Annotated in this window: 23 protein-coding genes; 7 read left to right on the top strand and 16 right to left on the bottom strand. The window is 70.2% G+C overall.

The annotated features are described in order from the left end of the window. Positions 1-6 precede the first annotated feature (6 nt). The 15 genes from QN141_12605 to QN141_12535 all read right to left on the bottom strand — a co-directional run bounded on the left by QN141_12605 (position 7) and on the right by QN141_12535 (position 16,050). Entirely contained in the window at positions 7-804 is a 798-nt protein-coding gene (locus tag QN141_12605) for an ABC transporter permease (protein ID MDR7559317.1), read from the bottom strand. A gap of 70 nt (positions 805-874) precedes the next feature. After that, positions 875-1,813: an ABC transporter permease gene (locus QN141_12600; GenBank protein ID MDR7559316.1), complete on the bottom strand. Its 939-nt coding sequence runs from the start codon at positions 1,811-1,813 to the stop codon at positions 875-877. Between the two features lie 16 nt (positions 1,814-1,829). Then, positions 1,830-3,440 (bottom strand): ABC transporter substrate-binding protein, encoded by a 1,611-nt coding sequence (locus tag QN141_12595; protein ID MDR7559315.1) that lies wholly within the window; start codon positions 3,438-3,440, stop codon positions 1,830-1,832. A 120-nt stretch (positions 3,441-3,560) separates the two neighbouring features. Further along, positions 3,561-4,514 (bottom strand): DUF1177 domain-containing protein, encoded by a 954-nt coding sequence (locus QN141_12590; protein MDR7559314.1) that lies wholly within the window; start codon positions 4,512-4,514, stop codon positions 3,561-3,563. Positions 4,515-4,525: 11 nt separating this feature from the next. Beyond that, positions 4,526-5,602 (bottom strand): DUF917 family protein, encoded by a 1,077-nt coding sequence (locus QN141_12585; protein ID MDR7559313.1) that lies wholly within the window; start codon positions 5,600-5,602, stop codon positions 4,526-4,528. A 9-nt stretch (positions 5,603-5,611) separates the two neighbouring features. Next, the gene (locus tag QN141_12580) at positions 5,612-6,676 is read right to left on the bottom strand and encodes a hypothetical protein (GenBank protein MDR7559312.1); all 1,065 of its coding nucleotides are present in this window, start codon (positions 6,674-6,676) and stop codon (positions 5,612-5,614) included. A 38-nt stretch (positions 6,677-6,714) separates the two neighbouring features. Continuing rightward, positions 6,715-7,779 carry a hypothetical protein gene (locus QN141_12575; protein MDR7559311.1) on the bottom strand — a complete coding sequence of 355 codons (1,065 nt, stop codon included), beginning with the start codon at positions 7,777-7,779 and terminating at the stop codon, positions 6,715-6,717. Next, positions 7,779-8,831, bottom strand: coding sequence for an ABC transporter ATP-binding protein (locus tag QN141_12570; protein ID MDR7559310.1), 1,053 nt, complete (start codon positions 8,829-8,831; stop codon positions 7,779-7,781). The genes QN141_12575 and QN141_12570 overlap by 1 nt, the downstream gene beginning before the upstream one ends. Continuing rightward, positions 8,828-9,826: an ABC transporter ATP-binding protein gene (locus QN141_12565; GenBank protein ID MDR7559309.1), complete on the bottom strand. Its 999-nt coding sequence runs from the start codon at positions 9,824-9,826 to the stop codon at positions 8,828-8,830. Before QN141_12565 ends, QN141_12570 begins: the two co-directional genes overlap by 4 nt. Before the next feature lie 4 nt (positions 9,827-9,830). Continuing rightward, positions 9,831-10,739: an ABC transporter permease gene (locus QN141_12560; GenBank protein ID MDR7559308.1), complete on the bottom strand. Its 909-nt coding sequence runs from the start codon at positions 10,737-10,739 to the stop codon at positions 9,831-9,833. A gap of 5 nt (positions 10,740-10,744) precedes the next feature. Further along, entirely contained in the window at positions 10,745-11,752 is a 1,008-nt protein-coding gene (locus QN141_12555; protein MDR7559307.1) for an ABC transporter permease, read from the bottom strand. A 78-nt stretch (positions 11,753-11,830) separates the two neighbouring features. After that, the gene (locus QN141_12550; GenBank protein ID MDR7559306.1) at positions 11,831-13,417 is read right to left on the bottom strand and encodes an ABC transporter substrate-binding protein; all 1,587 of its coding nucleotides are present in this window, start codon (positions 13,415-13,417) and stop codon (positions 11,831-11,833) included. 34 nt (positions 13,418-13,451) lie between these two features. Then, complete coding sequence (locus QN141_12545) at positions 13,452-14,255, bottom strand: IclR family transcriptional regulator (GenBank protein MDR7559305.1); 804 nt, start codon at positions 14,253-14,255, stop codon at positions 13,452-13,454. A 124-nt stretch (positions 14,256-14,379) separates the two neighbouring features. After that, positions 14,380-15,372 carry an LLM class flavin-dependent oxidoreductase gene (locus tag QN141_12540; protein MDR7559304.1) on the bottom strand — a complete coding sequence of 331 codons (993 nt, stop codon included), beginning with the start codon at positions 15,370-15,372 and terminating at the stop codon, positions 14,380-14,382. An 18-nt stretch (positions 15,373-15,390) separates the two neighbouring features. Beyond that, positions 15,391-16,050 (bottom strand): AroM family protein, encoded by a 660-nt coding sequence (locus QN141_12535; GenBank protein ID MDR7559303.1) that lies wholly within the window; start codon positions 16,048-16,050, stop codon positions 15,391-15,393. A gap of 127 nt (positions 16,051-16,177) precedes the next feature. Between QN141_12535 and QN141_12530 the strand changes: the two genes are divergently transcribed. Genes QN141_12530 through QN141_12500 form a run of 7 tightly spaced genes read left to right on the top strand, consistent with a single transcriptional unit; the run spans position 16,178 to position 24,642 of the window. Then, positions 16,178-16,951 (top strand): IclR family transcriptional regulator, encoded by a 774-nt coding sequence (locus QN141_12530; protein ID MDR7559302.1) that lies wholly within the window; start codon positions 16,178-16,180, stop codon positions 16,949-16,951. Beyond that, positions 16,948-17,991 (top strand): ABC transporter substrate-binding protein, encoded by a 1,044-nt coding sequence (locus QN141_12525; protein ID MDR7559301.1) that lies wholly within the window; start codon positions 16,948-16,950, stop codon positions 17,989-17,991. Before QN141_12530 ends, QN141_12525 begins: the two co-directional genes overlap by 4 nt. Positions 17,992-17,998: 7 nt before the next feature. Next, the gene (locus QN141_12520; GenBank protein MDR7559300.1) at positions 17,999-19,051 is read left to right on the top strand and encodes an ABC transporter ATP-binding protein; all 1,053 of its coding nucleotides are present in this window, start codon (positions 17,999-18,001) and stop codon (positions 19,049-19,051) included. A gap of 11 nt (positions 19,052-19,062) precedes the next feature. Continuing rightward, complete coding sequence (locus QN141_12515; GenBank protein MDR7559299.1) at positions 19,063-19,950, top strand: ABC transporter permease; 888 nt, start codon at positions 19,063-19,065, stop codon at positions 19,948-19,950. After that, positions 19,947-20,747: an ABC transporter permease gene (locus QN141_12510; GenBank protein MDR7559298.1), complete on the top strand. Its 801-nt coding sequence runs from the start codon at positions 19,947-19,949 to the stop codon at positions 20,745-20,747. Before QN141_12515 ends, QN141_12510 begins: the two co-directional genes overlap by 4 nt. Positions 20,748-20,749: 2 nt before the next feature. After that, positions 20,750-22,879, top strand: coding sequence for a hydantoinase/oxoprolinase family protein (locus tag QN141_12505; GenBank protein ID MDR7559297.1), 2,130 nt, complete (start codon positions 20,750-20,752; stop codon positions 22,877-22,879). Beyond that, positions 22,876-24,642: a hydantoinase B/oxoprolinase family protein gene (locus QN141_12500; protein MDR7559296.1), complete on the top strand. Its 1,767-nt coding sequence runs from the start codon at positions 22,876-22,878 to the stop codon at positions 24,640-24,642. Before QN141_12505 ends, QN141_12500 begins: the two co-directional genes overlap by 4 nt. Here the strand turns inward: QN141_12500 and QN141_12495 are convergent. Next, on the bottom strand, positions 24,639-26,030 hold the full coding sequence (locus tag QN141_12495; GenBank protein MDR7559295.1) for a serine hydrolase: 1,392 nt from the start codon (positions 26,028-26,030) through the stop codon (positions 24,639-24,641). The two genes, QN141_12500 and QN141_12495, sit on opposite strands and share 4 nt — an antisense overlap. Positions 26,031-26,112 lie beyond the last annotated feature (82 nt).

Raw genomic sequence — 26,112 nt, 5'->3', positions numbered from 1 at the left:
CCCACCTCAGAGGACGCGCGCCGTCCGGGGATCGAGCAGATCCCGCAGCCCGTCCCCCAGGAAGTTGAAGCCGAGAACGGTGATCATGATCGCCAGCCCCGGAAACGTGGACACCCACCAGGCCTGCCCGATGAAGCCGCGCCCTTCGGCCACCATGGCCCCCCACTCCGGGGTGGGCGGTTGCGCGCCCAGCCCCAGGAAGCTCAGCGAGGCCGCCCACAACAGCGCCGCCGGCATCTCCAGCGTGGTGTAGACGATCGCCGTGCCCAGCGCGTTGGGCAGCACGTGCCGGGCCAGCACGCGGAGATCTCCCGCGCCCAGCGCCCGGGCCGCTTCCACGTACGTCGCCGTTCGGATCACCAGCACCTGGCCGCGGATCAGGCGGGCAAACTCCCGCCACCCCGTGACCCCGATGGCGAGGATCATGTTGCCCAGCCCGCCGCCCAGCACGCCGGCGATGGCCAGGGCCAGCACCAGCGTGGGCACCGCGAGCATGACGTCCACGACACGCATCAGCACGGCATCGGCCCAGCCGCCGAAGTAGGCGGCGGTCGCGCCCAGCACGATGCCGATCAGGGCTTCGATCAGGACCACCGCGACACCGATGAGCAGCGCGTAGCGTGTGCCGTGAACGACGCGACTGAAGATGTCGCGGCCGAGCTCGTCGGTGCCGAAGAGGTGGTTCGGCCCGGGCGGGGCGAGCAGGGCGTCCATGTTCAGCAGGGTCGGATCCTGCGGCGCGATCGCCTCAGCCAGCAGCGCCACCAGGGCCACGGCCAGCACCAGGATGAACCCGAGGAGCATCGGACGGGACCGCCACAGTCGTCGCAGCCACCAGCGAGCCGCGGCGCGCTGCCGCCGGATGCCCGGGCGGTCAATCGTAACGGATCCTGGGATCAACATAGGCGTACAACAGGTCGACGAGCAGGCTGCTGGCCACTACCAGAGCAGCCATGGCCATGACGATCCCCTGCACGACCGGGTAGTCGCGCTTGAGGACGGAATCGACCAGGAGCCGGCCCATACCGGGCCAGGCGAAGACCGTCTCGGTGATCACCGCGCCGCCGAACAACCACGGCAGGCGCAGCCCGATGAGGGTCAGCAGCGGGATCAGGGCGTTGCGCAGGGCGTGCCGCACGATCACCGTCCTCTCCGCCAGCCCTTTGCTCCGTGCGGTGCGGATGTACTCCTCGCCGATCACTTCCAGCATGCTGGAGCGTGTCAACCGCGTGAACAGAGCGGCGGGCGGCAGGCCGAGGGTCAGCACGGGGAGGAGGTGCGTGCGGAGACCGTCGAGGGACCAGAACGTCTCGGCCCGGCCGGAGATCGGCAGCCAGCCCAGCTTTACGCCAAAGACGAGGATGAACAGGAGCCCCAACCAGAAGATGGGCATGGAGACCCAGAACAGCGCCGCGATTCGGGAGAGGGCGTCGAGCCAGGTATCCCGCCGCACCGCGGCGACGATCCCCGCCGGGATACTCACGGTCAGCGTCACCAGCAGCGCCAGGATTGTGAGCTCGAGCGTCGGACCGACGCGCGCCCCGATCATCGCCACGACACGATCCCCCGTGGTGATGGACTGGCCCAGATCGCCGCGGACGGCCCGGCCCAGCCACAGCAGGTACTGCACCGGCACCGGGCGGTTCAGGCCGAGCTCCTCACGCCGCTGCTGGACGATCTCCTCCGGAACGTTCAGGCCGTAGAGAAGACGGATGGGGTCACCCGTGAGGTGGAGCAGGCTGAACACCAACAGGGTGACCCCGACCGCCACGGGGACGAGGGCCAGCAGCCGCTGGAAGACGAAGCGGCTCAGGGCCGTACGCCCCCGCCTACTTCCGCGTCAGCGCCAGCGCTCGCAGGTGCACCGGCCACCACGGGTGCTGAGCCAGCACGTCCAATCCTCCCACCGATTTCTTGGCGGCGAGAAGGTTGGTGTTGGAGACGAGCGGCACCCAGACCGCGGACTCCACGATGATGCGCTGCGCCCGCTGCAGCGCCCGCTCGCGTTCCCCGTCGTCCAGCGCGTTGCTCGCCGTGTCCAGCGCCTTGTCCAGTTCGGGATTGGGCCACCGCGAGAAGTTGCTGGAGGGGATGTTCACCGAATGCGTCAGGAACGTCAGGTAGGGCTGCGCCAGCCACCAGGTGTTGCGGAAGATCCCGATGTCGAAGTTCCCGGCTCGGGCGCGATCATAGGTCGCGCCCACCTCGGCGGTCTCGACCTTGACCTCGATACCCACCTGCTTCAGCTGGCTCTGCACGATGACGCCGGCGCGGCGCCACTGGTCGATGTTCGAGAAGGTGATGAGCGTGACCTCGAAACGGTCGCCGTCGCGCCGCAGGATCCCGTCGGCCCCGGGTCGCCAGCCGGCTTCGGCGAGCAGCGCCTTCGCCCGGGCCACGTCATACTTGTATGCGTACTGCTTGACGCCGGGCCAGTAGCCGATGGTGGCCTCATTGATCAAACCGTCGACCGGCCGCCCCACGCCCAGCCACGCCGCGCGGGCGATCGCCTCCTTGTCGATGCTGTGGGCGATGGCCTGCCGGACCCTGGCGTTCTGGAACATCCAACGTTCCATGTTCAGGACGAGGTATTGGACACTGTACGTGGGCGCCTGCATCACGACCACGTTGGGATTGGCGCGCAGCTGCTGGAGGCCGGAGGGCGTGACGTCGAAGGTGATGTCCACGTTGCCCGCCGTCACCTCCGCCGTCATGGTGGCGTCTTCGGGAATGATTCTGAACACCATGCGCTGGAAGTGGGCCGGCCCTCGGTTGGGCGAAAAAACCGGACCGTGGCGGTAGCGGTCATTCCGCTCAAGCACGATCCGGTCGCCCGGCACCCATTCCTTGAAGATGTACGGACCGGTCCCGATCAGCGCCCGGATCCCGATGTCGGCCGAGGGGGTGCTGGCGATGAAGGACGCCGGCAGAATGCCGGTATGCGCGTCGGCCAGGTCCGAGATCATGGCCAGCGGCTTGGGCTGACCGAACCGAAAGATGATGGTGCGTGAATCCGGCGTGTCCATGCCGACGATCCCCCCGTTGCGCGGTCGTACGTACGAGGAAAGGGGCGACACGGTGATATACCGTTCGAACGTCGCCTTGACGTCGGCTGAGGTGAGCGGAGCGCCGTTGTGGAAGGTAATACCGTCCTTGAGGACGACGCGGAGCGTTTTCCTGTCCGGCGACCAGGTATAGGACTGCGCCAGGAGCGGGACGACCTTGAACTCTCTGTCGAGGGTAAACAGCGGCTCGACGATGTAGCTGAGCACGATCAGCGAGTGGAACCGGTTGGTTCGCTGGGGGTCGATGTTCTCAGGTTCCTCCCCCAGCCCCTGGGTGAGGGTGGTAGGTGCCTGCGCCGCCGCCGGCGGCGAAGTCCCCGACAGCACCAGACCGGCCAGCGTAACCACGGTCAGGAGAACGAGCCAGCGATGCATCTTCTCTGCCCTCCCTTCGGGTGGGATTCTATGGTCGTCGTCTGGAAGGGTCAATCGGGCGCGAACCCGACGAAATCAACACGGGGCACCAGGCCGATGGACTGGATGTCCATCGGAATTTCACGGTGGCGGGCCCGCCTCCCCCGGCCAGGGGTGGGGCGCCTGGAGCCGGCTCATGGGTCCATAGAGGGCGAGCAGCCGGTGGAACTCCTCGGGGTCGTAAAACCGGCAACTCCCCGCGCCGTAGGCCTTGGCCACCTCGATGCAGAACCGGGCCGCCTCTTCGATGTCCGCCGCCTGACTGGCCCCCGTCGCCGGTCCGGGCACCGCCACCTCCGTGGTCAGCGCCACGCCCACGACCGGCGCCGTGGTCACCGTCGCCGGTTGCGCGATGCTGTTGAGGTGGAAGATGTCGTTGCCGTAGGGGGTGATGTCCTGCGTGGTCAGCGGCAGGACGACGGGAAGACGTCCCGTGACCGCCTGCAGGAGGTCCAGCAGGTCCTCGCTGACCCGCAGGAGATAGCCTTCCTTGACGGTGGGCGAAATGGCGATGCCGCGGCTGTTGACGACCCGGTTCCCCCGCGTCGTGTCGATGGAGAGAATCGCTTCCATCGCCGGATCCACGGCCAGCCGGACCAGCCGGTCGATCCCCACAGGTGAGTCCATGAAGGGGACGGGATGGTGGGGGCGGGTCGGCGCCTGCGGGCAGATGTGTGTGGTGACGATCACGTCGCCGGGCAGGAGGTCGCCGGCCCGCCGCATGTCGGCCAGTTTCAAGGCCACGGCCACGGCGGTGATGGCCCCGTCGGCGTCGGAGACGAGGCCGATCCGCGCGGGGCGGGCTCCGATGCCGCCCAACTGCCCGATCACGCCCAGCGTCGGCGCGTCGCCGCCGGTCGTCCGTCCCCGCGTCCCGGGGACGCTGATCCGCAGGACGTCCGTCGCCCCGCGCTCCCCCTCGACGTGCCGGACCTGGACCTCCAATCCCCGCGCCCGCAGCGTCGCGGCGACCGCCTCTCCGTTGACGGTCGCCGCATCCAGGAGCTCATAGGCTTCGATCGTCTGCTTCCACACTGCGCTCCTCCTTACGATTCGCCCGAGCCGTTGGGCCGACTCAGATCTTTGCCGATCACTTCGCCCGCCGCGCGGAGCAGCTCCGCGTCCCGCACGCCCGCGCCGAGGAGCAGGCGCTCTCGGGGAGCGGTCAGGAGGGCTACGGTCATGCCCTCACGCAGCTCCGCGGAGGTCAGAGGCAGGCCGCTTTCGGCCAGGGTGGCGATCAGGTCCGGAAAGGTCGCCAGCCGGCGGCCGTCGCGCTCCAGCGTCATGTACTCGTTCCACACCGACAGTTCATAGGTCCGGGAGGTCCGGACGATGACGGTGCCCCGGTCGAATCCTCCGGCCATCGCCAGGTTCACGCGGAGGATCCGGCCGACATCGACGACCGTGCCGCCGAGGATTCCGGCCGCCGCGGACCAGGCCGCTTCTCCTCCCTGCGGGAGCGCCTCGAGGACGGCCTGGCCCAGGCGCCGCGCCATGGCGATCGCCCCCGGGGCGCCGTGCGCGGCCAGATAGCCTGCCTCTACGGGATTGCGCGCCACCCCCACGACTCCGCCGGCCTGCACCGCGGCCTGCCGCACCAGAGCCGACGCGCCCTCCACCGAGCCGGCGACCGTCACCTCGAGACGGCGTCCGCCGGCGCCGCCGACCGCCGCCTGCCGGGAGAGGTAGCCCGGCACCCGGTGCAGCCCCATGGCGCCCATCAGGGCGGTGGGGTGGGCCCGCCCGTTGCACGGCGCATCCACCAGCGGAATCCCCAGGACGGCCGACTGCACCCATCCGTTGACGGAGGCGAACCCGCCGTTCTCGTTGCCGTTGAGGGCGGCGGCCCGGACGCCGAAGGTCTCCTGCAGCAGGCGGACGGCCCGGGCCAGGTCCTCCGGAGTCACGTGCTGCTCGGGCGCGGACGGCGCGCCGACGAGCGCCACCGTGACCACGGTCGCCTCCGTCGGCAGCGCCTCCAGCGGGATGATCTCCGGGGTGCCCAGGTCCAGCGCCATCCGCGCGAACCGGCGGCCCAGCGCCGGATCGCCGCCGCCCCCGCCTCCCAGGAGGGATCCGCCGATCACCAGCGGCTCGATATCGTCGGCCGACAGCCTCATCGCGTCGGGCTAGTACCCGGGGACGCCCAGCGCGCGGCAGGCGGCGACGATCTCCGGGTGCACGTACCGTCCCGCGACCTCCAGCGGTTCGCCGTCGAGGTGGATGGTCGGGTTCAGCGCCACCCCGTCGGTGTGGGCGGCCGCCTTCCACCCCACCGCCCTGAGCTGGGGTCCCTGGGTGCCGATGCCGACGTTCAGGCAGCCGAAGAGGCGTTCGTCCTCGACGATACGCCCGGTGGGCCGCCTCACCCCGGGGTTGAACCCCAGCGAGAAGTGCGCCACGCGGTACATGTTGGGATCGTTGAACGCGGCCAGCCACTGTTTGTAGAGGCGGGCCTCGGCCCCGCCCTCGATCTCCCGGACGATGCCCGCTTCGATCGTCAGCGTCACCGGGGAGCGGACCAGGCCGATCTCGGCCGGTGGCCAGATGCAGCCGTCGAAGACCAGCCGCCCGTTGATGCTCTCCTCCAGCGGGCTCCACGAGATCTGGCCCCCCAGCATGATGGGCTCCCCCGGGGTGTCCGCCAGCTTGCCGGAGTGGCGGACGAACCGTCCGCCGTTGTCCGCCGTGATGTCCGTTCCCGCGGGCGTGGTGATGTGCACCTGGCGCGCGGCGGCCACCAGCGCCCGCAGTTGCTCCCCCATGGCCACCAGGGCACGGTAGTCCACCCGGCCCACCGTGCGCACGAGCATGTCGGCGTCCATCCCGCTGAGACAGATGTACCGGGCGCCGCGGTCCATGGCCCGCCGGAAGGCGGCGGAGTACAGCGTATAGCCCACGGCGTACTCGATCCAGACGTCGCAGTCGGCGATGGCGGCGGCGACGGGCCGCGGCGGCTCCACGCCGCTGCCCAGGGTGGTCTGGTACCAGAGCACCACGGGGACCGCTGCGGCCGCATAGGCCGCTTTCGCCGTGGCCTCGACCACGCGCCCGTCGCTGCTGGTGTCGGCGGTGATGGCCACCTGCTCGCCCGGCCGCACGAGCATGACGTCGCGCACCAGCTTCTGGGCCGCGGCGGCCACCTCGAAGGAGAGGTAGTCTCTCAAAGCTTCCGTCCCCAGCAAGATTTCCATCTCTTCCGCCTCCTTCCGGTGCGGGGCCGCTGCGTCCCCTACAGTCCGGCCAGGTCGGGATGCACCCAGCGGCCCGCGGCGATCACGGGTACCTCGTCAAGCCAGAGATCGGGGTGCGGGAGGACGAAGTCCTGATGGTAGTCGGCGACGTTGGTCCCCCCCATGTGGCTGTTGTCCCCGACGGCCAGATGCACCGTGCCTTTGATCTTCTCCGCTTCGACCGTGATGTCGGTCCGGCGGGCGTTGGGATTGGTGCCGATCCCCAGTTCCCCGAGCAGGCGGCGCGGCCGGGTCTGCGGGGCGCGCCGGGCCAGATCGACGATCTCTGCGATCTCGGCGCCCACCACCCCGCCGCCGCGGATGTCGATGACTTCCCCTGCGCGGAAGGAGAGCGTCATGGGCTCCGTCAGCTTGGCGTGCCATCCCGGTTCGACGACGATGACCCCTTCCGCCGTGCCTTCGCACAGCGCGCAGTAGGCTTCGCCCGCGGGCAGGTTGCCCCACGCCCCGCGCTCGGTGTACAGCCCGTGGTCGCGGCGGCCCTCCCGCCCCTCGACGCTGAAACTGATCGCCGTCCCCGCGGGCGTGGTGATCCGGACGCGTCGGGCGGCGGTGATCAGCGCCGCCAGTCGGGCGGTGCCGACGGCGATCTGCTGGTAGTCGGCGGCCATCGGTCCGCCCGGATACAGCATCTCCGGAAGGAACCGGGGCATGCTGGCCACGCGGGCCCCGCGCCGGCAGGCTTCCTCCCGCGCGTCGGTGTGGCTGAGGGAGAAGGAGGTGATGGCCAGGATGACGTCGGCCTCCAGCATCCGCCCCGCCGTCTCCGCGGGGGGTTCCACGGCGTTGCGCCCCGTGGAGGGGTAGGTGGCAAAGGTCACGGTGCACCCGGGGAAGTGTTCGCGCGCCGCGTCGGCGATGAGGCGGGCGAGGTAGGCGCGGCGGAGCATCACCTCGATCTCCGCCGCGGCGAACCGCTCCCACTGCTCCGCGGTCGGCGTGTCGGTGAGGACCAGAACGCGTTCAGGCGGCCGGACGGCCAGGTTCACCCGGAGCATCTCCAGCACGCCGGGCAGGATCGCCGCCTGATCGATCCAGGGCATCAGGAACCGTCACTCCTCCTTTCGCCGGCGGGCACGGCTGCCCGGGGCAGTCCCCGCGCGCCGTGGGCCGGATCGTAGAGAATGCAGCGCACGCGGTGGTGGGGCGCCACGGCCACCAGCTCGGGGCGGACCCGGTCGCACTCCTCGAACCGCGCGTAACAGCGGGGATGGAAGGCGCAGCCCGGCGGAATGCGGGCGGCGCTGGGGATCTCGCCGGTGAGGGTGATTTTCTCCGGCACCAGCGCCCGCTCGGCGTCGTCGACCACGGGGATGGTGGAGAGCAGCGCCCGCGTGTAGGGGTGGCTCGGCGCCCGGAACAGCTCCTCCGTCTGGGCGATCTCCACCACCTTGCCGAGGTACATCACGGCGATGGTGTCGGCCACGTTGCGCACCAGGCTCAGATCGTGGGAGATGAACAGGTAGGTCAGGGACAGCTCGCCCTGCAGGCGCTTCAACAGGGCGACGATCTTGGCCTGGACCGAGACGTCCAGCGCCGAGGTCGGTTCGTCCAGGACCACAAACTTCGGCTCCAGGGCCAGGGCCCGGGCGATGGCCACACGCTGGCGCTGGCCGCCGGAGAGGGCGTGGGGATACCGGAACATGAAGTCCCGGGGCGGCAGCTCCACCCGTTCCAGAAGTTCGCCCACCCGCTGCAGCCGCGAGCGGGGGGTGCCGATGCCGTGGACCTCCAGGGGGGCGGCGACGATGTCTTTCACCCGCCGGCGCGGGTTCAGGGAGGAGGCCGGATCCTGAAAGACGATCTGCATCTGGCGGCGGACCGACTGCAGGGCCCGTTCGGGGAGGCGGGTGAGGTCGCGGCCTTCGAAACGAATCAGGCCCGAGGTGGGGGTCAGGAGGCGGATCAGCACCTTGGCCAGCGTGGTCTTTCCCGATCCCGATTCGCCGACCAGGGCCAGGGTCTCTCCCGCCCGGATGGCCAGGGTCACGTCTTCGACGGCGCGGACCTCCCCGATGCGGCGACGCAGCAGCCCGACGGTGAGCGGAAAGGTCTTGCTCACCCCCTCGGCCTCGAGTAAGACGTCGGTGGTCACGTTCGGGGCCCCGGGTGCAGGTGGCAGGCCACCCGCCGTCCCGGCTCCACCTCCACGAGCGGCGGCCGGAGCTCGCGGCAGACCGCCATCCGGAAGGGGCAGCGCGGCTCAAAGCGGCAGGCCGGAGGCGGGGCGACGTAGTCGGGGATCCGTCCCTCGATCCCCTCGCCGATGGTTCCCGTCAGCCGGGGCACCGCCGCCAGCAGCCCCTGCGCGTACGGGTGGAGCTGCGCGGCGAAGAGACGGGGCGTGGGGGCGCTCTCGACGATTTCGCCGGCGTACATCACGTAGATGCGGTCCGAGACCAGGCGCGCCACCCCCAGGTTGTGGGTGATGTAGAGCATGGAGGTCCCCCGGGTGCGCACCAGGTCCCGCAGTTCCTGCAGGATCTGGTCCTGGATCGAGACGTCCAGCGCCGTGCCGATCTCGTCGGCGATGACCAGCTCCGGCTGCTGGAGCAGCGCCAGGGCGATGAGCACGCGCTGCCGCATTCCCCCCGACAGCTCCGCGGGATACCGGGCCATCGCCCCTTCCGGATCCGGGAGGCGCACCAGCCGCAGCATCTCCACGCAGCGGGCGCGCACGGTCTCCCGGTCGCGCCGTCCGGCCCGCTCCCGCCCGGCGCGGGCACCGTTCCGGTAGCGGAGCACATCCTGCAGCTGCTCCCCGACGGTGAAGACGGGATTCAGCGCCGTCGCGGGGTCCTGGAAGATCATGGCGATCCGTCGGCCCCGGATCTGGGTCAGCTCCTCGGCGCTGAGCTTCAGGAGATCGCGGCCGTCGAAGGTGATGCGGCCGGAGACGATTTCGGCGTTGGCGGGAAGCAGCCCCAGGATGGCCCGCGCCGTGATGGATTTGCCGCACCCCGTCTCGCCCACCAGGGCCACGCTCTCCCCCCGGCCGATGGTCAGGTCCACGCCGTTGATCACCCGGGCCCGTCCCTCGAAGAGGTGGAAGTGGATGACGAGATCGGTCACGGACAGCAGGGGTTCCATGCCCTCACGCCCCGCCCCGCCACTGCTCGATCTGTACGTCGAAGACGTCGCGCAGGCCGTCGCCCAGGAGGTTGAATCCCAGCACGGTGAGGAAGATGGCCAGCCCGGGGAAGGTGGCCAGCCACCAGTTGCCGGGCATGTAGATGCGGCCTTCGGCGATCATGGTGCCCCAGGCCGGCGTAGGCGGCTGGGCTCCGAGGCCCAGGAAGCTCAGGCCGGTTTCCACCAGGATGACGAACCCCATGTCCAGGGTGAGCTTGACGATCACCGGAGACCAGACGTTGGGGAGGATCTCCCGGAAGGCCACGCGCCAGGGGCTGGCCCCCACCGAGCGGCTGGCCTCCACGTAGGCTTCCTGCTTGGCGGAGAGGACCTCGCCGTAGACCAGGCGCGTGTACCACGGCCACCAGGTGAAGGCGATGGCGATCATGGCATTGGTCAGGCTGGGCTTGAGCACCGCGGTCACGGCCAGGGCCAGGACGATGGACGGGATGGCCAGGAAGACGTCGGTCACCCGCATGATCAGGCTGCTCCACCACCCCGTCCAGTAGCCGGCGATGAGGCCCAGGGTGACGCCGATGGCCAGGGCGATGGCCAGCACGACCACGCCGATGGAGAGCGAGATCCGCGCGCCGTAGATCACGCGGGACAGGACGTCGCGCCCCACGTCGTCGGTGCCGAAGGGATACGCCCGGCTGGGAGGACGGAAGGTGCGGCCAAAGTCCACGAAGGCGCCGGCGTGCTCCGGATGGGGGGCGACCACCGGCGCCAGCACGGCGGCCCCGGCCATGGCCACGATGATGGCCAATCCCACCAGGGAGAGGGTGGAGGCCCGAAAGCGACGCCAGGCCCGCCGCCACTCCTCCCGGCGGGTGGCCCGCAGCTCCGCTGTTCCCGCGGCGACGGCGGCCATGGCGGTCAGGCCTCGTACCGGATCCGCGGGTCGAGGTAGCCGTAGGCGATGTCCACCAGGAGGTTCACCACGGCGAAGGCGACGCCGATCACGATGGTCACCCCGACCACGGCGTTGAGATCTTTGAACAACAGCGAGTCCACACCGTAAAAGGCCAGGCCCGGCCAGGCGAAGACGGTTTCCACGAGGAAGGCGTTCCCCAGCAGGAATCCATAGGACAGGCCGATGACCGTCAGCGCCGATGAGAACGCGTTCTTCAGGACGTACTTGAAGATGATCACCCGCTCGGGCAGGCCGTAAGACCGCGCAGCCAGGGCGTAATCCCGGCGCATCTCCTCGATCATGTTGGCCCGCACCAGCCGGGTGATCTGCGCCAGGGATCCCAGGGAGAGCGCCACCGCCGGCAGGGCGATGTGCTTGAGGGCCACGAGGAAGGCGGGGATGTTCAGGGTGAGCAGGCTGTCCAGGAGGAAGAGGCCGGTGATGCGGACCGGGGGGACCGGGCCGCGGCCGATGGTGGGGAGGATGCCCAGGTAGTAGGCAAACAACAGCTGCAGGAGGATGGCCAGCCAGAAGCGCGGCAGGGCCACCCCGGCCAGCGCCAGCAGCCGGCTGATGTGATCCGCAGGGCGATCTTTGTGCACGGCGGCCAGGACCCCCAGCGGCAGGCCCACGGCCACGGCGAAGAGCATGGCCACGGTGGTCAACTCGACGGTGGCCGGGAGGAACTCGCGGATGTCCTGGGCGACGTTGCGCCGTGTGCGCAGGGAGAACCCGAAGTCGCCCCGGAAGAGCCCCGCCACGTACCGCACATACTGCGTGAGCAGCGGCTGGTCCAGCCCCATCTCCTCCCGCAGCTGCCGGACCTGCTCTTCGGTGGCGTCCGGGCCGAGCGCCAGGCGCGCCGGATCTCCGGGGATCACCCGGGAGAGGACAAAGATGAGGATGGACAGGCCCACCAGGGCGGGGACGATGTGCAGCAGCCGCCGCAGCAGGTAGGTGCCGAAACTCATCGCGGACTCCGCCGGGAGGGTCCGGCGGCCCGGGCCGCCGGACCCTCCCCGACCGTTACGGTGACCTCGTCTCCCCGCTCACCTGACGATGGTGAAGTCGTAGTACGCCACGTCAAACCCCAGCAGGCCCACGTAGCGGTAGCCCTTGACGTAGTTCCGGAAGGCGATGCGGTGCAGCGGGTTCGCCACGTAGATGCTCGGAGCGTCGGCCACGATCAGGGCCTGGGCCTGCTGGTACAGCCGCATCTGCTCCTCCGGCTTCGTCGCCCGCCGCGCGGCCTCCAGGACCTGCGTTACCTTCGGATTCTCATAAAAGCTCATGCAGCGGAACGTCCCCCAGCAGGACGGATGGTACATCCCGTAGGTGTGGCTATCCACATGGGGATATTTCAGCGTGTCGAAGATGGCCGTGATGTGCGGAGTGGTCTCCGCCTTGGTGGCCAGTTCGACGATCCGCGCCCACGGCTCGCCGCGGATCTCGACCTTGAATCCGATGGCCTCCAGGTTGTTCTTCAGCAGCAGCCCGATCTGGCGCTCCAGGGGAAGGGTGACAACGTAGGCGTACTCCACGGCCAGAGCGCTGGCGGGCACCCCCGACTCAGCCAGCAGCTGTTTGGCCTTGGTCGTGTTGCGCGAGTAGACCGGCACGTTGGGATTCCAGCCCGGCACCCGCACGGGGACCGGCCCGCGGGCCTTGGTCGCCCCTTCGAAGATCTGCTGGATGGCGGTGTCGTAGTCGAAGGCGTAGGCGATGGCCTGCCGGACCTTGAGGTTGTCCAGCGGCGGCTTCTTCGTGTTCATCTCCAGGTGGAAGAGCTGGACGGAGGGATCTTCTTTGACCACGATCCCGCTGGCCTGACGCAGCTCGCGGAAGCCCTGCACCGTCAGCCACTGGTTCACCATGTCGGCCTGGCCGGAGAGCAGGAGCGTCTTGACCGTGGCTTCCTCCGTGACGGTCTTGAAGGACACCCGGCTGATCTGGTTCGGCTTCCACCCCCGCCAGTACGCGTCGAAGCGCGTCATCACCATCTCGGTGGCGCGGTCGAACCGCTCCATCCTGTAGGGCCCGGAGCCGGCGTCGGCGCGCTCCAGGAAGGCCACCCCGTAGTCGCCGAACTCGCCGTAGGGCCCGGGGCGGAGGTTGCTCATGACCAGATCCTTGTCCAGGATGAAGAAGAGCAACAGGGATCCCAGGAAGGGCGCGTAGGCGTCCTTGAGCTCGAAGCGCACGGTGTAGGGATCGATGGCCCGGACCCGGCCGGGTTCCAGGACCGGCGTCCACACCCAGGAGAAGCCCTTCTTCATGCGCAGGGCGCGATCCATGGAGAAGACCACGTCGGCGGCGGTCAGTTCCCGGCCGCTGTGGAACTTGATGCCCCGACGGATCTTGAAGGTGTAGATCTTGCCGTCGGGCGAGATGGTCCAGGATTCGGCCACGTGGGGCCGGGGGGCCATGGACCCCTGCTCCACATTGGGATAGAGCAGGGGGTCGTAGAGGTTGATCGCCGCGATCAGGCTGCTCTCGTCGACCGCGGCGGCGGGATCGCTGGCCGTGATGATCTGCTGCTCGATGTAGGTGAAGGTGATCGGCGCCTGGGACCGGACCTGCGCCGGCAGAACGAGCAGCGCCGTCACCACCAAGACCGCTCCGGCAAACCGCTTCACACTCCTCCCCTCCCTCCTGTGGAATCTCCTCATGTCATGAGGACCGCCGCCGGACTGCCGGGGCGGGACTCTGGCCGCCCAGGAGCCGGGAGATGCTGGTCGCCGCCCGCCGGACTTCCTTCAGCAGCCCCGGCAGGCGGTCTTCCGCAAACCGCGGCGCCGGGCCGCCGAGGCTGATCGCGGCCACCATCTCCCCCCGCCAGTCCAGGACCGGGACGGAGATGGCGGCGACCCCGGGATCCAGCTCGCCGACGGTGAAGGCGTATCCCTGCCGGCGTATCCGGCGCAGCTCTTCCCTAAGCCGAGCGGGATCGGTGACCGTTCTCTCCGTGTAGCGGGGCAGTCTCCCGGCCAGGATGGCCCGCGCCCGCTTCGGCATCAGGTACGCAAGGTGCAGTTTGCCCGCCGCTCCGGCGTGCCAGGGGATGACGCGTCCCACCCGGAACGTCGCCCGCAGCTGCTGCGGGCTGTCCACGGTATCCAGGCAGATGATGCCGCCGGGGGTGGGGACGGTGAGCACCACGGACTCCCCGGTGCGCTCGGAGAGCGCGAGCATGGCCGGGCGCGCCACCTGGGGAAGCCCGAGGCGGCGGAGGACCGCCCCGGCGAGCTGGAGGGGCTTGGTACCCATCTGATAGCGCCGGGCCTCGTCCTGCAGGACGTACCCGTGCGCCTCAAGGGTGCGCAACAGACGAAAGACCACCGCCTTGCTCCACCCCGTCTTCCGGGCCAGGTCGCTGACACCCAGACGGGGGCTGCCGTCGGCGAGCAGGTCGATCAGGCGGAGCGCCCGGTCGACCGCCTGCAGGGGCCGCGTCGTGACCGTCTGTCTGCCCAAGGAGCCGTTTCTCTTAGCGGAACACCGTTCCCGGAATGACCGGTGGGGAAATTCCGCTCCAGGGGCTCGATTACCTCCAGGATCGCGCCGCGTCGGACGCCGCATCCGGCGCGGAGGCGGCGCCCTACCCGGCGGGGGAGAGGGCGACGAGGGTTTCCCGGTACGGCCGGTCGCCGGGCTCGGGGGAGAAAGGGTAGACGATGGGCAGGTCGACCCCTGCGCGGCGGAACTCCTCGAGTCCGCGGCGGACGGTCTCGGGGGGACCGATCAACCCCAGCGCGTCCACCATCCGTTCGGAAACGGCACCCGGCGCGGCCTCCGGCTCCGGCGCCGCGGCCACGGCGCGCATCTCCTCCGCAAACCCGACGCGCGACCACATCTCCCGGTAGGAGGGCAGGGCGGCATACGTGGCGATGATGCGGCGCAGCAGATCCCGGGCGGGAGCGGGGCGGTCGGTCACGCACGCCCGCACGAAGCACGCCACGGAGATGCGGGCCGGGTCGCGTCCCGCCGCCCGGGCCGTGTCGCGGACGGCGGCGGCCGCCCGGCGGGCGCGGGCCACAGGGACCCAGTTCAGCAAAACTCCGTCGCCGATCTCTCCGCCCAGCCGCAGCATCCGGCTCCGCAGGGCGGCGACGTAGACCGGCACCACGCGCGGGGGCGCGGTCTCCAGGGCGAAGTCCTGCACCTGGAAGACCCGGCCCGCGTAGCGGACCCGCTCTCCGCGCATCGCCCGGCGGACAATGTCCACGAACTCGCGCACCGCCTCCGTCGGCGCGTGGAACCGTTGCCCGTAGCCGAGTTCGGAGACGGCGGGGTGCCCCGTGCCGACGCCGAGGATCATCCGTCCGCGGGAGAGGTCGTCGAGCGTGGCCAGGGCCATGGCGGCCAGCGCCGGTGGACGCGAGAAGACCGGCAGGATCCCCGTCGCCAGCCCTACACGCTGCGTGACCGCCGCCATCGCGCCCAGCTGCGAGAAGCTCTCCCGGCCGCGGCCTTCCGGCACCCAGACGCTGTGGTAGCCGTTCCGGTCGGCCAGGGCGGCCAGCTCCACCATCGCCCCGACCGGCAACGCCGGCGGGCCGGCGGCTCCGGGGAGGACGTCACGCAGCGCCACCCCCAGCACCATCGCCGGTCAGAGGAGTTCGGCCGCGGCGCGCGCCAGGATCGTGCGGGGCAGGAGGACCGGGCGGCCGGCGCTTCGACGCACCTCCTGCTTCATCTCCAGACTGTATCCCAGAGAATCCAGCACGATGCACTCCGCGCCGGCTTCCGCCAGTCGGACTCCCACCGAGGGCAGCTCGGAGGCGGCGGCGTAGGGCGAGCAGGCGGCAACGGTGACCTGCCGGGCGACCTTGCCCCATCGTTCCTGTTGTTCTTCAATCTGGGCGTGATCGGGGGTGATCACGCCGATGTGGCCGGGGAAGACCGCCCGGGCGAAGGCCAGCAGCAGGTGCTCGGGGTAGAGGACCGGCCGGCCGACCGAAAACGGATGGAACGAGCCGGTGCAGAGGAGGAGCACCGCGTCCACCGTGGGAGCGAGCTCCGCCACTTGGCGTTCCAGGAGTGGAAGCAGGCGGTCGTGCGCCAGCCGCACCGGAGTGCCGTCGCGCAGCCGGCTGACCAGGACGGTCTCTCCGTGCTCCGGAGCCAGGGCGCGGATCGCCTCGGCGCTCAGGCCGTCCAGCGCTCCCGCTTCCAGGATCTCCACCTCGGGGCCGAGGACGGTGCGAAGTTCAGGAACGATGTCGGTGCGCGGGGACTGGCCGATGGTCACGGCGCCCAGTCGGGACATGACGGTGAGAGAAGGATTCCCCGCCGGGGCGCGCGAACCTGCGGGACTAATCCTGGAGACGTTTTCCGGATAGCGGGAAAACTTCCCAACCCCTATGGCGCGGCCGAGACGTCACGAGCCAGGCGATGTGCTCCGCGGGGTGGAGCGGGCGGCGACCCTGCTTCACCGGTTCACCGTGGACGATCCGGTGCTGGACCTCTCCGGCGCCGCCCGGCATCTGAACGTCTCCCGCAGCACCGCCTACCGCGTGCTGCGCTCGCTGGAAGCCGGCGGGCTGCTGGTGTACGACCGGCAGCAACGCTCGTACCACCTCAGCCTGGCCGTGGCCCGGCTCGGCCAAGTGGCCCTTGCCGGGATCGACCTGCGCGCGGCGGCCCGGCCCTATCTGCGGCGGCTGGTGGAGGCTACCGGCGAGTCCGCCTTCCTGCTGGTCGTGGAAGGCCGCTCCGCGGTCGTCATCGACACGCTGCCCAGCGGTGCGCCCCTCAAGCTGACCTATCCGGTGGGCACCCCCTGGCCGTTGCACGCCGGTGCTTCGAACAAGGTGCTGCTGGCCCACCTGCCGCCGGAGGAGATCGACGAGATCCTGAACGGGCCGCTCCCGCGGGTGACGCCGCGGACGACGACCGATCCCCGGCTGCTGCGGATGGAGCTGCAGCGCATCCGGCGGCGCGGCTATGCCTACTCCTCCGGCGAACTGTCGCCGGGCGTGGTGGGCATCGCGGTGCCGATTGTGTGCGCCGGACAGCTGATGGGCGCCCTGGCCGTGGCCGGACCGGTGTCCCGTCTGCCGGTGGCGAGGGTGCCGGAGGTGGTGGGGCGGCTGAAGCGGGCGGCCGAAGGGATCGCGCAGCAACTGGTGGGGGCAGGCACTCCGATGCGGAGGGGGTGGGGAGCATGAGACGGATGCTCGTCGGGCTCGTCCTGGTGCTGGCGGTGACGACGCTTGCCACGGGGGTGACCCGGGGCGGGAGCGCGGGGACCCTGGTCGTGACCAGCTACGGCGGCCCGTGGGAGCAGTTCATGCGCCGGGAGATCGTCCCCGGGTTCGAAAGCGAGACGGGGGCGAAGGTGGAGCTGTCGGTGGGGCTCTCGCGGGACTGGGTGGCGAAGATCCGCGCCGCGGGCCGTGGGACGCCGCCCTTCGACGTGATCATCGCCAACACCACGTGGGTCTCCGCGATCCGCAAGGAAGGCTTCTTCGAGACACTCACGGTGGACAAGGTGCCCAACCTCAAGGACGTCTGGCCCGAACTGCGGATCAAGGACGACATCGGCGTGATCACGCTCGTCGGCCCCCTGGGCATCGCCTACCGGACCGACCTGGTGACCAAGGTGCCCAAGTCCTGGAAGGATCTGTGGGATCCGGCCTACAAGGGCCGCCTGGGCCTCTACAGCGTGGCCAACTCCGCCAACCCGATGTTCACCATGCTCGTCTCCCGCATCTACCGGGGCAACGACCGGGACATCGACTTCGCCATCAACAAGATCAAGGAACTCTGGCCCTTCCGCCAGACCGACTTCTCCGGGGATATGGAAATTCTGCTCACCCGCGGCGAGGTCCATGTGGGCATCCTGGACTCCCCGGCGGCGTCGCGGCTGAAGAACCAGGGCGTCCCCATCGAGTGGGTGTTCCCGCGGGAGGGTGTCTTCATGTTCGAGCAGGACACCAACATCCTGGCCGGCTCGACGAACAAGGAGCTGGCCTACCGGTTCATCAACTACTTCCTCTCCCGTCCGGTCCAGGAGAAGTGGTCCGGGCAGTTCTGGTGGACGCCGGCCAACCGCACCGTGCGCATCACGGGCCGCCTGGCCACGGAGATCCCGGTGCACACCCAGGCCCAGATCCGGCAGATCATGAAGTGGGACTGGGACTGGGTCAACGCCGGGGCGCGGGAAGAGATGATCAACAAGTGGAACCGCGTGATCCTCGGCCGGTAGGAGCCCGATGTCTGCGATCGCGCTGCGGGGGCTGACGAAGCGGTTCGGCGCCGTCGTCGCGGTCCGCGCGCTCAACCTGGAGATCCGGGAGGGTGAGCTGATCACCCTCCTGGGCCCCTCCGGGTGCGGGAAGACCACCACCCTCCGGCTGATCGGCGGCTTCGAGACCCCCGACGCCGGCGAGATCCTCTTCGGCGAGCGCTCCGTCACGCCGCTGCCCCCGGAACGGCGCAACATCGGCATCGTCTTTCAGAGCTACGCCCTGTTCCCACACATGACGGTCTGGCAGAACGTGGCCTTCGGCCTGGAGATGCGGCGGGAGACTCCGGGGGCCATCCGGCAGCGGGTGGGCGCCATCCTGGAGCGCGTGCAGCTCCGCGGGCTGGAGCGGCGCTACCCCTATCAACTCTCCGGCGGGCAGCAGCAGCGTGTGGCCCTGGCCCGGGCCCTCGTGACGAACCCGGCCGTGCTGCTGCTGGACGAGCCCCTGGCCAACCTGGACGCCAAGCTGCGCGAGGACATGCGCTTCTACATCCGCCAGCTCCAGCGGGACGTGGGGATCACCACGGTCTACGTCACCCACGACCAGGCGGAGGCGATGGTGCTGGCCGACCGCATCGCGGTCATGCGCGACGGGCTCCTGCAGCAGGTCGGTCCGCCCGAGGAGATCTACCGGCGTCCCAGCAACGCCTGGGTGGCGGAGTTCGTCGGGCTGTCCAACTTCATCCCCGGAACGGTGGCCGGCCGGGAAGACGGCCGCCTGGTGGTGCGCACGGCGGCCGGGACCTTCACCTGCGCGGGCGAGGCGGATGGAGGCGAGGTCCTGATCTGTGTGCGCCCCGAGGCCCTGCACTTCGACGAGGCGCACCGCAATGTGCTGCGGGGGACGGTACGCGAGCGGGTCTACCTGGGCAATCTCTTCGACTACCGGATCGAGGGGCCGGGCGGGCTGACCCTGCGGGTGCAGGCCGATCCGTCGCGCGCCTTCGCTCCCGGCCAGCCCGTGGCCTTGAGCTTCGATCCCTCGGCGGCCTGGGCCGTCTCCCGGCGGGGGGGCTGAGGATGGGCGCCGTGGAGGTGCTGGAGACTTCGTCTTCGGGCCGTCGGGCGGCGATCCGCCGGCCGGCCACCGGGCTGCTCATCCTGCCCACCCTGCTGCTGCTCCTGGTGTTCTTCGTGGTGCCCTACCTGAACATGGTGCGGATGAGCTTCCTCGTGAAGCCCTCCGTCGGGGCCTACCTGCCCGTCTTCACCGTCCACAACTATGTCCAGGCGGTGTGGGACGAATTTCACTGGCGGGTCCTCTACCGGACCTTCTGGCTGGCCGGGCTGACCACGGTCCTGACGCTGCTGCTGGGCTACCCCCTGGCCTATCACCTCACCTACGCCCCGCCGCGGCGGAAGCGCTGGCTGCTGATGCTCATCATCTCGCCGCTGCTGGTCAGCGTCGTCGTCCGCGGCTTTGCCTGGCTGATCCTGCTCGGGCGGGTGGGGCTGGTCAACCAGGCGGTGCACTGGCTGACCGGGCGCGAACTCATCCTGATCGGGACCCCGGCGGGCATCGTCGTTGGGCTGGTGCACGTCTTTGTCCCCTTCATGGCCCTCTCCGTCGCCGGCGCCCTGCAGAACATCTCGCCGGATCTGGTCCAGGCCGCGCGGTCGCTGGGCGCCTCGCCCTGGCAGGCCTTCCGCCGGGTGATCTGGCCTCTGTCCCTGCCCGGGGTGCAGGCCGGGGCCCTGCTGGTCTTCGTCCTGGCGGTCAGCTCCTACGTCATCCCCATCCTGCTCGGCGCCAGCAACATCATCGTGATGCCCATGCTCATCGTGCAGACGCTGCTGGACGCCTTCAACTGGCCGCTGGGCTCCGCCCTGTCCATGGTCTTCTTCGGTCTCACGGCCACGGTCGTGGCGCTCTTCCTGCGGGCGATGGGCCGGGCGATGAGGTGGACGCGGGCATGACCGCGCGGGGCGTCTGGCTCAGCCTGGCCGTCACCGGCGTCTACCTCTTCCTGATCGTGCCCATCGTGATCGTGATCCTGGCCGCTCTGAACGCGGGCAACTACCTAGCCTTCCCGCCCCAGGGTTTCTCCCTGCGCTGGTTCATCCGGGCCGCGGAGACCGAGCCGTTCCTGCGCAGCTTCCTGTTCAGCCTCAAGCTCGCCGGCTGGGTCACCGTGCTGAGCACGGTGCTGGGCACGATGGCGGCGCTCTACGTCGTGCGCCACGCGGCCCGTTTCCGCGATCTGTTGCGCCTGGCCATCGTGGCCCCGCTGCAGTTCCCGGCCATCCTCACCGGCATCGCGCTCCTCATCTTCTTCCTGGCTACGGGCATCGGCACGCGGGGGATGCGCGCCCTGCTCATCGGGCACACCCTGGTCTCCCTGCCCTACGTCTTCCTTACCGTGTCCGCGGTCCTGGCCGGCTTCGATCGCTCCCTGGAGGAGGCGGCGCGGTCGCTGGGCGCCGGTCCGCTGACCACCTTTCGCCGCATCACGCTGCCCCTGATCAAGGGAGCGGTGATCTCGGGCGCGCTGTTCGCCTTCATCACGTCCTTCGACCAGTTCCCGATCTCGCTGCTCCTGGTCAGCGTGGGCAACACCACGCTGCCCATCCAGCTGTTCGACTACCTCCGCTTCTCCTTCGACCCGGCGGCGGCGGCGGTGTCCACCGTGAGCGTGCTGATGAGCGTGGCCATCGTCCTGATCGTGGACCGCCTGGTGGGGCTGCAGGCCGTGAGCTGGAGCGCGCCGCGCTGACCATGGCTCCGTCCGTCTACCGCCTCGGCCTCGACATCGGCGGCACTTTCACCGATCTCGTCCTCCTCGAGGAGGCGACGGGAGCGATCCGCCTGCACAAGGTGCTGACCACTCCGGACGATCCGGCGCGGGGCGCGCTCCGGGGCGTGGGGGAGATCTGCCGCGCCGCGGGGATCACGCCGGCCCGGATCACGCTCCTCATCCACGCCACGACGCTGGTCACCAACGCCATCATCGAGCGCCGGGGCGCGCGCACCGCGCTGCTGACCACCGCCGGATTCCGCGATACGCTGGAGACGGGCCGGGAGCAGCGCTACGACATCTACGACCTCTTCCTGCGCTATCCGGAGCCGCTGGTCCCCCGCCGCTGGCGGGTGGAGATCCCGGAGCGCGTAACGCGCGACGGCGCGGTGCTCCGGCCCGTCGATCTGCGTCTGACCCGGCGGCGCGTGGCGGCGCTCGTGGCGGAGGGCGTTGAGGCGGTGGCGGTGAGCTTCCTCCACGCCTACAAGAACCCCGACCACGAGCGGCAGGTAAAGGCCCTCATCGCCCGGGAGTTTCCCCACCTCCCCGTGTGCATCAGCAGCGAGGTCGTGCCGGAGATCAGGGAGTACGAGCGCACCTCGACGACGGTGGCCAACGCCTACGTGCTGCCGCTGGTGGACCGGTACCTCCGGCGCATGGAGACGGCGCTGCAGGAGGAGGGCTTCGCCGGCCGCCTGCTGCTCATGCTCTCCTCGGGGACCCTGGTCACCCCCGCCGTGGCCCGGGCCTTCCCCGTGCGCCTGCTGGAGTCCGGGCCGGCCGCCGGGGCGCTCATCGCGGGCTACGTCGGCGCCGGCGCCGGCCGCCGGGAGGTGGTCGCCTTCGACATGGGCGGGACGACGGCCAAGATCTCGCTGGTCCAGGACGGCCGGCCGAAGGTCGCCCCCGCGATGGAGGTGGCCCGCGTGCACCGGTTCAAACCCGGCTCGGGGCTGCCGGTCAAGACGCCCGTCGTGGACATGGTGGAGATCGGCGCCGGCGGAGGTTCGATCGCCCGGACCGGCGCCATGGGACTGCTGCAGGTGGGGCCGGACAGCGCGGGGGCCGATCCCGGACCGGCCTGTTACGCTCGCGGCGGGAAGGAGGCCACGGTCACCGACGCCTGTGTCCTCCTGGGGTATTTCGATCCGCGCTCGTTTCTCGGCGGGACGATGCCGCTGGACGCCTCCGCCGCGCGCGAGGCGATCGAACGGGCCGGGCGGCCGCTCGGGCTGGATCCCGTCCGGACGGCCTGGGGCATCATGGCCATCGTCTGCGAACGGATGGCCCAGGCCGCGCGGCTCTACCTGATCGAGCGGGGTCAGGATCCGCGGCGGTTCACGCTGGTGGGGTTCGGCGGTGCCGGGCCGGCGACGGCCGCCCGAGTGGCGCGGCTGCTCGGGATGCGTGAGGTCATCATCCCCCCGGCCTCCGGAGTAGCCTCCGCCGTCGGGCTACTCGCCGCCTCCCCCGGCGTGGACCTCGGCCACTCCCTGGCCGGCGAACTGCAGGAGATGGACTGGCGGGCGGTGGAGGCGCTGCTGGTCTCGATGGAAGCGCAGGCCCTGGAGATGGTCGCCGGCGCCGGCGTCTTTGCCGACGGCGCGCGGATCGAGCGCCGGGCCGAGATGCGCTACGCCGGCCAGTTCCACGACATCGAGGTCCCCGTGCCCAGGCCGGTGGACGACCGGGCCGCCGAGGAGCTGCGGTCGCGGTTCGACCGCGAGTACCTGCGGCTGTACGGCATCGTCCTGGAAGGCTACCCTGTGCAGGCCCTGAACTGGCGCGTCCTCGTCACCGGGGAGCCCTCCCGGGTGGACATGCGGGTGCCGGCCCTGCCGGCTCGGCGGGGCGCGCCCCGGCGGCGCCCCATCTACCTCCCGGAGGAGGAGCGGTTTGTCGAGGTGCCCGTGTACGACCGCTACGCGCTGGAAGCCGGACGGCAGATCCCCGGGCCCGCCGTCGTGGAGGAAGCGGAGGCCACGACCCTCGTCTGGGCGGGGGATGTGCTCACGGTCGATGCGCAGCAGAACCTCGTGATCACGGTGGGGAGGGGCGCGTCGGCGACGGCCGAGATGTCGGCGCGATCCACGGGAGCGACGGGATGACCGCCTTCGACCCCGTCTCCCTGGAGATCATGTGGAGCCGCCTGATCAACATCACCGAGGAGTGCTGGGTGACGATCTGGCGCACGGCCTTCTCCACGATCATCGGCGAGGCGCAGGACTTCGGCTGCGAACTCCTGGACGCCGGGGCGAACTCCATCGCCCACTCGCCGCGGTCGATGCCCGTGTTCAACCTGACGCTCCCCCGGGCCGTCAGGGCGCTGCTGGAGTTCTTCCCCGGCCCCACCCTCGAGGACGGCGACGTGCTGGTCACCAACGACCCCTGGGTGTGCGCCGGCCACCTCTTCGATCTCGCCGTGGTCACCCCCGTGCACCGCCGCGGCCGGCTCGTGGGCCTGGTGGGCTCCATCGCCCACTGCTCCGATATCGGGGGGACGAAGGACTCCTGGCGGGCGCGCGAGGTCTATGAGGAAGGGCTGCAGATTCCTCCGCTCAAGCTGTACCGGGGCGGCGCGCTCAACGACGACCTGGCCGCCTTGATCCGCAGCAACGTCCGCAACCCCGAGATGGTCTTCGGCGACATCCAGGCCCAGGTGGGCGCCAACCGGGTGGGTGCGGAGCGTCTGCTGGCCTTCATGGACGAGTACCGGCTGGACACCCTGGAGCCGCTGGCCCGGGAGGTGCAGGACCGGGCGGAGGCGGCGATGCGCCGGGCCATTGCCCTGGTGCCCGACGGCACCTACCACGGCGAGGTGGAGCTGGACGCGGCCGGGACGCGGCTGCGCCTGGGGTGCGACGTCATCGTCCGGGGCGACGAACTGACCGTGGACTGGGTGGAGGTGCCGCCGGAGCTGCCCATGGGCGGCGTGAACTGTACCTACTCCTACGCCGCGGCCCACACCGTCTACGCCCTGAAGTCGATCCTCACGCCGGAGATCCCCAGCAACGCCGGGTGTTTCCGGCCGCTCCACGTCCGTGCGCCGGAGGGCAGCGTGCTGAACGCCCGCCACCCCGCCGCCGTCAACCAGCGGACGATGGTGGGATGGTTCTGCGGCCCGGCGATCTTCCGCGCCCTGGCGCCGATGCTGCCGGACCGGGTTCAGGCCTTTACCGGGTTGCCGGCCTCCGGCACGGCCTACGGCCGCGACGCCCGCGGGCGCACCTTCAACGACCACATCATGTTCGGCGGCGGCCAGGGCGCCAGCCGCCACGGCGACGGCCATGCCGCCCTCATGTACCCGACCTCGGCCGGCAACGTGCCCGTGGAGATGTTCGAGCAGCGCACGCCGCTGCTCGTGGAGCGCAAGGAGTTGATCCCCGACTCGGGCGGCCCCGGCCTGCACCGCGGAGGGCTGGGGCAACGTCTGATCCTGCGCAAGGTCGCTCCCGGGCCTCCGGTGCTGGTCAACATCCTCCCCCATGGGATGGGGGCGCCGGTGGCCGGCCTGCTCGGCGGGCTGCCGGGCGGCCCGGCCCGCTTCACCGCGAAGGGAAGAACCGTCCGCAACGGCCGCGGTACCACCACCCTGGTGGAGCTCCGCGATCCCGGCGACGTCATTGTCGTCGAGTCGTCGGGGGGCAGCGGGTTCAGCGACCCGCGGCGCCGATCCGTGGCCGCCATCGCCCGGGATCTCGCCGAGGGATACGTGACGCCCGCCGGGCTGCGGGCCTACGGCGCCGCCGCCTCGCCGTCCGGGGAGGTGGTGCGGAGGAGAACCGGACGGACGGGGGGCCGCGGTCGGACCCGTTCCGGCGCGCGGCGCATCTCCTCCCAGCGTTCCAGGCGGCGGATGCGGCGCCCCTAGATGCTTCCGGTGCGGCGCATCCTGTACCGCTCGTAGATCAGGTCCACGCCCCCGTCGCGGATCTCGAACTCCACCATCAGGCGGCGGCCGAGGGCCAGGGTGAAGAAGCGGGCCCGCTCCGGTTCGAGGGACACGGGGACAAGCGGTACCGACTGTTCAAGGAGTCGGTTCTTGATCTCCAGGATGAGAAAGTCTCCCGCCCGCTTCACCGTGCCGCCGTAGGTTCCGCGATAGGTCTCGTACCGTCCGGTGAGGCGTTCCAGGGCCCGTTCCTCCCTGATGCCGGGCAGGGTCCAGGGGTCTTCCCCGAGCAGCACGGCCAGGGCGAACCCCGCGATGTGGGCCATCGGATAGCCGCTGCCGTTGGCCAGGACCATCACGCCGACTTCGCGCTCGGGCACGAAGGCCAGGTGCGCCGTGCTGACCAGGACGCTGCCCCCGTGGCCGATCAGGGTGTGGCCGAAAAAGCCCGGGTAGATGCTGATCCCATACCCGTACTTGCCGATAGGTCGGCGGGCGTCCGCCGGATAGACCTCCGGCGGGAGGTCTACGTATCCGGTCGTCATCGCGGCCAGGGACGCGGCGCTCGCCAGGCGGCCTTCCGCGGTCCGCCCGCCCTGCAGGAACATCCCGACGTACCGGATCATGTCTTCCACGCTGCTGATCAGTCCGCCGTCGCTGGTCAGGCGCCCGTAGAGGTATCGCGAGGGTACCTGGGTCTTGTCCTTCGTGATGACATAGGGGACGGCCACGTCGGGCTCGGCCTCCACGCGCTCCTTGCGGAGGTGCGTGTGCTTCATCCCGAGCGGATCGAGAATGTGCTCCTGCAGATAGTCGGCGTAGGACTGCCCGCTGACCTTCTCGATCACCGCCCCGAGCAGGATGTAGCCCTCGTTCAGGTAGAACCACCGCGCTCCCGGCGGCGAATGGACCCAGTCCTCCGCCCCGTTGACGAAGGTCAGCATGTCCTCGTCACTGGCGATGGGGAGGTAGGTGTCGGACGCGCCTGCGGCGTGCCGGATCACCGCCTCGGCGTAGGCCAGGGCCGGGATGCCGCTGCTGTGGGTCATGAAGTGGTGCAGCGTGATCGGCCGGCCGAACGGCTTCACCCTGAGCGGGAGGTAGCGGTCCACCGGATCATCCACACGCAGTTTCCCCCGCTCCTGCAGTTGCATGATCGCCAGGCAGGTGAAGGACTTCGTCACGCTCCCGATGCCGTACAGGGTGCGCGGGGTGGCCGGAAGACCCCGCTCGCCGTCGCGGAAGCCGAATCCGCGGGCGTAGACGGTCTCTCCGCGCTCGACCAGGGCAATGCTCAGCCCGGGCAGGTGCGTCTCGGCCATCTTCTCCTGGATGAACTGCTCGAGGATGTCAAAGCGTGCGGTCACCGGCGGTCCTCCTGTCGTCCCCCCGTCTTCGGGGCGATGCGCGGCACGGTGGACCCCCGCGGAGCCGAGACATGAAGTCGCT

Source organism: Armatimonadota bacterium (assembly GCA_031459765.1).
Classification (GTDB): Bacteria; Sysuimicrobiota; Sysuimicrobiia; order Sysuimicrobiales; family Kaftiobacteriaceae; genus Kaftiobacterium; species Kaftiobacterium secundum.
The sequence above is the reverse complement of the archived record's forward strand: the minus strand, read 5'-3'. Positions and strand labels throughout refer to the sequence as shown.

Bases quoted from the DNA above. Each gene is read 5' to 3' on its own strand.
- QN141_12525 (MDR7559301.1), top strand. From the start codon at position 16,948: ATGAGACGGATGCTCGTCGGGCTCGTCCTGGTGCTGGCGGTGACGACG.
- QN141_12585 (MDR7559313.1), bottom strand. From the start codon at position 5,602: ATGAGGCTGTCGGCCGACGATATCGAGCCGCTGGTGATCGGCGGATCC.
- QN141_12575 (MDR7559311.1), bottom strand. From the start codon at position 7,779: ATGCCCTGGATCGATCAGGCGGCGATCCTGCCCGGCGTGCTGGAGATG.
- QN141_12555 (MDR7559307.1), bottom strand. From the start codon at position 11,752: ATGAGTTTCGGCACCTACCTGCTGCGGCGGCTGCTGCACATCGTCCCC.
- QN141_12505 (MDR7559297.1), top strand. From the start codon at position 20,750: ATGGCTCCGTCCGTCTACCGCCTCGGCCTCGACATCGGCGGCACTTTC.
- QN141_12560 (MDR7559308.1), bottom strand. From the start codon at position 10,739: ATGGCCGCCGTCGCCGCGGGAACAGCGGAGCTGCGGGCCACCCGCCGG.
- QN141_12535 (MDR7559303.1), bottom strand. From the start codon at position 16,050: ATGTCCCGACTGGGCGCCGTGACCATCGGCCAGTCCCCGCGCACCGAC.
- QN141_12580 (MDR7559312.1), bottom strand. From the start codon at position 6,676: ATGGAAATCTTGCTGGGGACGGAAGCTTTGAGAGACTACCTCTCCTTC.
- QN141_12605 (MDR7559317.1), bottom strand. From the start codon at position 804: ATGCTCCTCGGGTTCATCCTGGTGCTGGCCGTGGCCCTGGTGGCGCTG.
- QN141_12510 (MDR7559298.1), top strand. From the start codon at position 19,947: ATGACCGCGCGGGGCGTCTGGCTCAGCCTGGCCGTCACCGGCGTCTAC.
- QN141_12520 (MDR7559300.1), top strand. From the start codon at position 17,999: ATGTCTGCGATCGCGCTGCGGGGGCTGACGAAGCGGTTCGGCGCCGTC.
- QN141_12500 (MDR7559296.1), top strand. From the start codon at position 22,876: ATGACCGCCTTCGACCCCGTCTCCCTGGAGATCATGTGGAGCCGCCTG.
- QN141_12565 (MDR7559309.1), bottom strand. From the start codon at position 9,826: ATGGAACCCCTGCTGTCCGTGACCGATCTCGTCATCCACTTCCACCTC.
- QN141_12595 (MDR7559315.1), bottom strand. From the start codon at position 3,440: ATGCATCGCTGGCTCGTTCTCCTGACCGTGGTTACGCTGGCCGGTCTG.